9 protein-coding genes and 1 pseudogene are annotated in these 7,361 nt (G+C 63.4%); 7 read left to right on the forward strand and 3 right to left on the reverse strand.

Annotation, left to right across the window (positions count from 1 at the left end; genetic code table 11):
- The 3 genes from choX to choV form a co-directional block, all read left to right on the forward strand.
- The coding region (choX, locus tag EN884_RS18760; RefSeq protein ID WP_128360671.1) for a choline ABC transporter substrate-binding protein at window positions 1-830 on the forward strand (830 nt) is incomplete at its 5' end.
- Between the two features lie 134 nt (window positions 831-964).
- Window positions 965-1,819 (forward strand): choline ABC transporter permease subunit, encoded by an 855-nt coding sequence (gene choW / locus EN884_RS18765; RefSeq protein WP_024504538.1) that lies wholly within the window; start codon window positions 965-967, stop codon window positions 1,817-1,819.
- Window positions 1,816-2,997 carry a choline ABC transporter ATP-binding protein gene (gene choV / locus EN884_RS18770; protein ID WP_024504539.1) on the forward strand — a complete coding sequence of 394 codons (1,182 nt, stop codon included), beginning with the start codon at window positions 1,816-1,818 and terminating at the stop codon, window positions 2,995-2,997. Before choW ends, choV begins: the two co-directional genes overlap by 4 nt.
- Before the next feature lie 52 nt (window positions 2,998-3,049).
- On the opposite strand, the gene EN884_RS18775 is transcribed toward choV, so the two are convergent.
- Both EN884_RS18775 and EN884_RS18780 read right to left on the reverse strand, forming a co-directional pair.
- On the reverse strand, window positions 3,050-4,456 hold the full coding sequence (locus tag EN884_RS18775) for an ATP-binding protein (protein ID WP_063168853.1): 1,407 nt from the start codon (window positions 4,454-4,456) through the stop codon (window positions 3,050-3,052).
- The gene (locus EN884_RS18780) at window positions 4,453-5,169 is read right to left on the reverse strand and encodes a response regulator transcription factor (protein WP_013529960.1); all 717 of its coding nucleotides are present in this window, start codon (window positions 5,167-5,169) and stop codon (window positions 4,453-4,455) included. The genes EN884_RS18775 and EN884_RS18780 overlap by 4 nt, the downstream gene beginning before the upstream one ends.
- A gap of 253 nt (window positions 5,170-5,422) precedes the next feature.
- On the opposite strand from EN884_RS18780, the gene EN884_RS38695 reads away from it, so the two are divergent.
- The 4 genes from EN884_RS38695 (at window position 5,423) to clpS (ending at window position 7,024) form a co-directional block, all read left to right on the forward strand.
- Window positions 5,423-5,725 (forward strand): hypothetical protein, encoded by a 303-nt coding sequence (locus EN884_RS38695; RefSeq protein WP_024504541.1) that lies wholly within the window; start codon window positions 5,423-5,425, stop codon window positions 5,723-5,725.
- Between the two features lie 39 nt (window positions 5,726-5,764).
- On the forward strand, window positions 5,765-5,998 hold the full coding sequence (locus EN884_RS18790; protein WP_013529962.1) for a hypothetical protein: 234 nt from the start codon (window positions 5,765-5,767) through the stop codon (window positions 5,996-5,998).
- A gap of 215 nt (window positions 5,999-6,213) precedes the next feature.
- The gene (locus tag EN884_RS18795; RefSeq protein WP_063168852.1) at window positions 6,214-6,579 is read left to right on the forward strand and encodes a hypothetical protein; all 366 of its coding nucleotides are present in this window, start codon (window positions 6,214-6,216) and stop codon (window positions 6,577-6,579) included.
- Between the two features lie 139 nt (window positions 6,580-6,718).
- Window positions 6,719-7,024, forward strand: a complete 306-nt coding sequence (gene clpS / locus EN884_RS18800; RefSeq protein WP_013529964.1) for an ATP-dependent Clp protease adapter ClpS — start codon at window positions 6,719-6,721, stop codon at window positions 7,022-7,024.
- A 54-nt stretch (window positions 7,025-7,078) separates the two neighbouring features.
- Here the strand turns inward: clpS and EN884_RS18805 are convergent.
- A pseudogene (locus EN884_RS18805) lies at window positions 7,079-7,361 on the reverse strand (hypothetical protein); the annotation flags it as partial.

Raw genomic sequence — 7,361 nt, forward strand, 5'->3', positions numbered from 1 at the left:
CCGACGTCGGCTGGACCGACAGCCAGGCGACGACCGGCGTCGCCTCCGTGCTGCTGACCGCGCTCGGCTATGAGCCGCAAACGATCCAGCTGTCGGTGCCGGTGACCATGGCGTCGCTGAAGAACAAGGATCTCGACGTGTTCCTCGGCAACTGGATGCCGTCGATGACCAACGACATCAAGGACTATACAGCCGACGGTTCGGTCGAGACGATCAGCACCAACCTGACCGGCGCCGGCTACGGCATCGTCGTGCCGACCTATGTCGCCGACGCCGGCGTCAAATCGCTGACCGATATCGGCAAGTTCAAGGACAAGTTCAACGGCAAGATCTATGGCATCGAGGCCGGCAATGACGGCAACCGCATCATCCTCGACATGATCAAGAACCCGAAGGACAATCTCGAAGGCTTCGAGCTGGTCGAATCCTCGGAAGCCGGCATGCTGACGCAGGCCGAGCAGTCGATGAAGAACAATGAATGGATCGCCTTCCTCGGCTGGACGCCGCATCCGGTGATGGGCGCCATGAAGATCACCTATCTCGACGGCATGGGCGACAGCGGCTTCGGCGCCGCCACCGTCTACACCAATGTGCGCAAGGGCTACACCACCGAATGCCCGAACGCCGGCAAGTTCATCGCCAACCTGAAGTTCAACCTGGACATGGAAGGCGAGATGATGGACGCGATCCTCAAGGGCGGCGACGCCAATACGGTTGCAACCGACTGGCTGAAGAAGCACCCGGATGCCGTTGCCCCGTGGATAGCCGGCGTGACCACCTTCGACGGCGGTGACGCTGCCGCCGCCATCAAGACCGCGCTCGGAAGCTGAGCCGACTGAATTCGGCAAAGCCGAACCAGGAAGGGCAGCCATCTTAGAAAAGGCTGCCCTTTTTCATATCCTGTGACAAGATGACGACGGCCGAGGCCGAGGGGCAGGGCGGTCTCCTGCACGAGAGGGGCGATATGGATCCGATTTCGAAATTCATGGTCGATCACAAGATTCCGATCGGCGCCTGGGGAAAGGCCTTCTTCGGTTTCCTCACCGACAATTTCGACACTGTGTTCAGGGCCTTTTCGAATGGCCTCAATTTCCTGCTCGACGGGCTGGTCGGCATCCTCTTGATGGTGCCGCCGGTGCTGCTGGCGCTGGTCATCGCCGTTGTCGCCTGGCTGCTGCAACGCTCGCGACCGCTTGCCATCGGCGTCTTTCTCGGCCTGATCTTCATCATCAACCAGAACCTTTGGAAGCAGACGGTGCAGACGCTGGTGCTGGTCGTCGCGGCCGCTGCCATGGCCATGGCCATCGGCGTGCCGCTCGGCATCTGGGCAGCGCACAAGCCGAAGGTCTACCGCGTCATGCTGCCGGTGCTCGACCTGATGCAGACGCTGCCGACCTTCGTCTACCTGATCCCGGTGCTGACGCTGTTCGGCCTCGGCAACGCGCCCGGCCTCATCGTCACCATCATCTTCGTCATCCCGACCGCGGTCCGGCTCACGCATCTGGGCGTCGTCTCGGTGCCGAAGTCGATCGTCGAGGCCGGCGAGGCTTTCGGCGCCACCAAGAGCCAGCTGCTGTGGAAGGTGGAACTGCCGTCGGCGCTGCCCACCATCATGGCCGGCCTGACGCAATCGATCATGCTGTCGCTGTCGATGGTGGTGTTTGCCGCACTGATCGGCGCCGGCGGGCTCGGCACCGAGATCAACCGGGCGCTCGGCTCGCGCCGCATCGACCTCGGGCTTGAGGCGGGGCTTGCCATCGTCGTTTTGGCCATCGTGCTCGACCGGATGACCCGCATCGCCGTTGGAGGCAAGAAATGACCGTCGCCGTCGATTTCAGGAACGTCGATATCGTTTTCGGCGCCGACCAGGCCGGATCGCTGAAGATGATCGACGCCGGCGCCAGCCGCGCCGAGATCCTCGAAAAGACCGGCAATGTACTGGGCTGCGCCGGCGCCAGCCTGACCGTGAACGAGGGCGAGATCTCCGTTCTGATGGGCCTCTCCGGTTCGGGCAAGTCGACATTGCTGCGGGCGGTCAACCGGCTCAACGTGGTGTCGCGCGGCCAGGTGCTGGTCAAGGATGGCGACAAGACCGTCGATGTCGTCACCTGCGACGAGGCGACCTTGCGGCGCCTGCGCCAGAAACAGGTGGCGATGGTGTTCCAGCAGTTCGGCCTTTTGCCCTGGCGCACGGTGGAGGAGAATGTCGGTCTCGGCCTCGAACTGGCCGGCGTCCCAGAAGCCGAGCGCAAGGAGCGCGTCCAACGCCAGCTCAAGCTGGTCAATCTCGACCAGTGGTCGAAGAAATATGCGCATGAGCTTTCGGGCGGCATGCAGCAGCGCGTCGGCCTGGCGCGGGCCTTCGCCACCGAGGCGCCGATCCTGTTGATGGATGAGCCGTTCTCGGCGCTCGACCCGCTCATCCGCACCAAGCTGCAGGACGAATTGCTGCAGCTGCAGGCTGAATTGAAGAAGACCATCATCTTCGTCAGCCACGACCTCGAGGAGGCGCTGAAGATCGGCTCCCACATCACCATCATGGAGGGTGGGCGCATCGTGCAAACCGGCGCGCCCGAAGACATCGTGCTGCGGCCCGCCAACGACTATGTCCGAGACTTCATCGCCAATGTGAACCCGCTGTCGGTGCTGACCGCCTGGAACGTGATGCGCGACCGTCGTGATCTGGAGCACGGCAAGGACGGCTGGGTCTGGCTCGACCGCCGCAAGACGACGCGCTTCAAGATCGACGATCACGGGCTGGTGGCGGCGGCCGAACGCGACGGCAAGCCGGCGGTCTGGGTGTCGTGCGCCGACGTCGAAGGCCAATCCGAGGAAGCCGCGCAAGTGTTCTGGGCCAATCCCGGCACCTCGCTGAAAACCGTCATGCTGGCCATGCACCGTTCGCAGACCGCTCCGGTAGCGCTGTTTGACGACCAGTCGCGCTTCGTCGGCGCCATCGGCATTCGCGACGTGCTGAGCGCGGTGTTGCGGCGGTAGTTTCTCCGGAATCCAACGGCGGCGAGGCGCGGCGACCGGGCGCGCCTTGTTTTTATGCCGCCAGCGGCAGGCGCAGTTGCGTCAGCAGGCCGCCGCCGGGATTGTTGGACAGGCGGATCTCGCCACCTGCGGCGCGCGCGATGTTGCGGGCAATGGTCAGGCCGAGACCAAGACCGCCGGTCTGGCGGTTGCGCGATTGTTCGAGGCGCACGAACGAGCCGAACACGGCGTCGATCTGCGCCTGCGGTATGCCAGGCCCTTCGTCGCGGATGGTGAGCAGGATCATGTCCTCCGACCGGCGCAGCGAAAGATGCGCCTTCTTGCCGTAGGTGACCGCGTTCTGCACCAGATTGGTGACGCAGCGCTTGAGCGCGACCGGCCGCGCCATGCAGATCAGCCCGCGCGAACGGGTCTCGTCGTCGAACGAGACGTCGTCATAGCCGTCGGCGATCGATTCCACGAGCGACCAGAAGTCGATGCGTTCGTTCTTTTCCTCGGTCACTTCGAAGGTGGCGAAGTCGATCACCGAGCTGGCGATGCTCTCGACATCGGCGAGGTCGTGCGCCAGCGCCTCGCGGACCGCCGATTTGCGCAACAGCTCCAGGCGCAGGCGCATTCTGGTCATCGGCGTGCGCAGATCATGCGCCAGTGCCGCCGCCAGATGTTCGCGGTCCTCGACATATTCGCGCAACCTCGCCTGCATGGCGTTGATCGCCTTGGCGGCGGCACGCACCTCGCGGCTGCCGCCCTCGGCGATCGGCGGGCTCTTCAGATCCTTGCCGATCCGGTTCACGGCGGTTTCCATCATCCGGTAGGGCGCCGTCAGCCGGCGCAGCGACCAGATCGACATGATCACCACCAGCCCTGCGATCAGCGAATAGAGCGGCAGGCTGTCGAAGCTCAGGATCGGGCCGACGGGCGTGATCGGTTCGGTGAAATTCAGCCATTGGCCGTCGGCGAAGCGCAGCGATGCCGTCAGCTTGTCGCTCTGGGCGAAGTCGGCGGCCAGCACCAGAAGGTCGCGCTCGACCTGGCCGATGTCGGGTCCTGGCGTCGTGCCGTCCGCGTCGTCGGCCTCGCGCGTCGCCGGATCGCGGCGCACGCGTGCATCGGTGATGCCGAATTTGGACAGCCGGCCGACGAGGATGTCTTCGAGTTCGGCCAGTTCGTCATCGCCGGCGATCGACGAAGTGACCGCCGGCGTGTCCGAAACGGTGAGCGCGTAGGTGGAGTTGAACAGGCCGGTCGCCGTCGCCTTGCGCTCGTCCGGACTGGCGTCATGCATGAGCTGCACCAGCGAGAAGGCACGGTCGTTGAGCCGGTAGAGGTCGACGACGTCGTTGGCGGCAGCGCGGTCGCGCGAGACGATGTAGAGGGTCGCGACCTGGCTGATCAGCAGGCCGGCAATGACGATCAGCAGCACCCAGACAGGCAAGGTCTGCGGCAGGAAACGTCTCATTCGGAGGTCGTCTCGGGCAGGAACTGGTAGCCGCCGCTGCGTACGGTCAGGATCAGCTTGGGCGTCTTCGGGTCGTCCTCCATCTTGCGCCGCAACCGGCTGACCAGGATGTCGATGCTGCGGTCGAAGGAATAGTCGCTGTCGCCGCCGGACAGTTCGATGAGCTGGTCGCGGGTCAGCACACGCTGCGCACTCTTGACGAAGGTCTGCAGCAGGTTGAATTCGGCCATGGTCAGCTCGACCCTGACATCGTCGGGTGCGATCAGCCGGCGCCGGGCACAGTCCATCGTCCAGCCGGCGAAGCGGTAGATCTGCTTGGTGGTGGCGCGCTTCGGCTCGGCGGCGCCATTGCGCCTGAGCACGGCCCGGATGCGCGCCAAAAGCTCGCGCGGGTCGAAGGGCTTGGGCACATAGTCGTCGGCGCCCATTTCCAGGCCGACGACGCGGTCGGTCGTCTCGGTGACGGCGGTCAGCATGATGATCGGCGTCGAATACTGGGCGCGCAGGTCGCGGCACAGCTCCAGCCCGCTTTTGCCGGGCAGCATCACGTCGAGGACGATGAGGTCCACCTGGACGCGCCGCAGGATGGTCTCCATCTCGATGCCGTCGGCGGCAACCGAGGTGTGCAGGCCCCGCTTCTGGAAGAATTCCTGCAGCAGGTCGCGGATGCCCTTGTCGTCGTCGACGATCAGTATGTGTGCATCGGATTTCACAGCAGCCCTGTCATTGTTGCCAAGCCCTTCTGTCTTTGATTGCCAAGCCCTTCGGTCGCAACCCACACGATAGAATTCAGGCCATATGTTGGCCAGTGGCTATGATGGGGTTCACACCGGCTTTCTCAGACACACTCCAGAAACAAAATTCTACAGTTCAGAAAAACTCCTGAAAAATTTCAAAGGCATAACTGATCTCGTGGCGGTCAGGTCATCGGCTGCGACGCTAGTCTCCGGGTTTACGGATAAACCGATGCCAAGGTTGTCGATCAGTTTGTTGGGTGCGTTGCTGGGCTTCTGCCTGGTCACTGCCGCTGTCGGACAATCGGACGCAAAGGCGACGCTCACAACCCGGAGCGAACGGTGCGCCAATCTCAGCCACCAATTTGATGAAGCCCTCGAAACCCATGCCACGGCAACGCAGGTCACCGCGGCAAAGGCACTTCAGAGAAAGGGCAACCGGTACTGCGCCGCCAAGAAACAGGCACAGGGCATCCGGATGCTCGCCAATGCTTTGAAGCTGCTTGGAGTGACGCCGAACGACCCGGTTCAGTAACGCTCCGAAACTTGACCCGCATAAAAAGGAAACGAAGCCATGAAAAAGTCCATCCTCTCCGCAACCGGTCTCGCCGTCGCTCTCGCTTTCGCGATGCCGGCTCTCGGCAACGCCGCCGCCACCACGACCGCTGCTCCGGCTGCTTCGACGACCACCGCTCCGGCGACTGCCGCTCCGGCCAAGGCTGCTCCGAAGAAGGTCGTCAAGAAGACCGTCAAGAAGCACAAGAAGGCTGCTGAGAAGGCCGTCAAGAAGGACGCCCCGAAGACCTGATAAGGTCCGGCATAAAATGCCGGCCTGTTGACCAAGGCCGCTCCAGCTGGTTTCGGTTGGAGCGGCCTTCTTCCTGTCCGAGCCGCTGAAGCCCTGACATTGGCGATGCAGCGGTCGATGGGTTCAACTGATCTTTGGCGAAGTCTGGCACCGGCAGCTTCCGCCTCGACTGACACTTAACCCGTTTGCAACGCCGGCCGTGTAGGACAATCCGCATGAAGAAGCGGCTTTCGTCCATTTTGCGCTCGATGGTGATCGGCGGTCTGGTTGCCACCGGCCTCGCCAGAGTGCTTATCCTGTTCACCGCCAGCCCGGTCCCCGATCCGGCCAGCGGACGCACCGAGCCTTCGCTGTTCGCTCCGGCGATTTCCACCAACTGGGACTACATAACGCCGGCACAGACCTGGCTGCTGGTCGTGCTGACCGGCGCGACGTTGATCTGCGTCGCCGCGTGGCTGATCGCGACCTGGCTGGAACGCCGGGCGGATGCCGGCGGAAACCGTTTTCGGTCCGATATACCGCCCGCTGCGGCCGTGCGGCAGATTCCCGGCCGTCGCATGTTCGGCCGCCAAGGCCGTTGAACGGCAACCGACACTTTCCCACATGATTATGAATGGCCGCGTCGGCGGACACCGGTTTCGCGCGTCGATCAAAATGGACGACCGTTTTCACCGGTGCCAGAATGGCGGTCACATCGCTTACGCAAAACTGTCGGTTCCGATGCCTGAAATTACCACAAAACCGCGTACCCAGATCAAGCCGCAAGTCGAACGGCCAAAACTCTACAAGGTCATCCTCATCAACGACGATTTCACGCCGCGCGAATTCGTGGTGACGGTGCTGAAGGGCGAGTTCAAACTCAGCGAAGACCAAGCGCACCGGGTGATGATCACTGCGCATCGGCGTGGCGTCTGCGTCGTCGCCGTGTTCACCAAGGATGTCGCCGAGACCAAGGCGACGCGCGCCACCGATGCCGGCAAGGCCAAGGGCTATCCGCTGATGTTCACGACGGAGCCGGAGGAGTAGAGCAGGGGGCTTTCCCTTCTCCCACAACAAGGGAGAAGGGAAAAGAGCGCCGCGCTACCGTCCCTCGCGGTACCACATCGAACCCATTGCCAGAAGCAGCAGGCCGAGGCCGAGGAAGCCGCCGAACAGCGGCACGCGCGAGACGGCTTTGAGCACGCTGTCGTCTGTCGTGCGCAGGCCGATCCAGTCGCTGCCGGATGCGGCACCAGCCGAGCGCACCGGCACGATGGAAGGCAGCGTCACGTCGCTGCCAAGGCCTGTGGAAGACGCCAGCCGGCGCACGCTGCCGCCGGTGGCTTCCGCCGGCGCCTTCAGCCGGTTTTCGGTGGAAATGACG

It is taken from the genome of Mesorhizobium sp. M7A.F.Ca.AU.001.01.1.1 (genome assembly GCF_004022735.1).
GTDB lineage: Bacteria > Pseudomonadota > Alphaproteobacteria > Rhizobiales > Rhizobiaceae > Mesorhizobium > Mesorhizobium ciceri.

Excerpts from the sequence above, each read along its gene's own strand:
- choW (WP_024504538.1), top strand. The coding sequence starts at position 965 with ATGGATCCGATTTCGAAATTCATGGTCGATCACAAGATTCCGATCGGC.
- choV (WP_024504539.1), top strand. The coding sequence starts at position 1,816 with ATGACCGTCGCCGTCGATTTCAGGAACGTCGATATCGTTTTCGGCGCC.
- EN884_RS18775 (WP_063168853.1), bottom strand. The coding sequence starts at position 4,456 with ATGAGACGTTTCCTGCCGCAGACCTTGCCTGTCTGGGTGCTGCTGATC.
- EN884_RS38695 (WP_024504541.1), top strand. The coding sequence starts at position 5,423 with ATGCCAAGGTTGTCGATCAGTTTGTTGGGTGCGTTGCTGGGCTTCTGC.
- EN884_RS18790 (WP_013529962.1), top strand. The coding sequence starts at position 5,765 with ATGAAAAAGTCCATCCTCTCCGCAACCGGTCTCGCCGTCGCTCTCGCT.
- EN884_RS18795 (WP_063168852.1), top strand. The coding sequence starts at position 6,214 with ATGAAGAAGCGGCTTTCGTCCATTTTGCGCTCGATGGTGATCGGCGGT.
- clpS (WP_013529964.1), top strand. The coding sequence starts at position 6,719 with ATGCCTGAAATTACCACAAAACCGCGTACCCAGATCAAGCCGCAAGTC.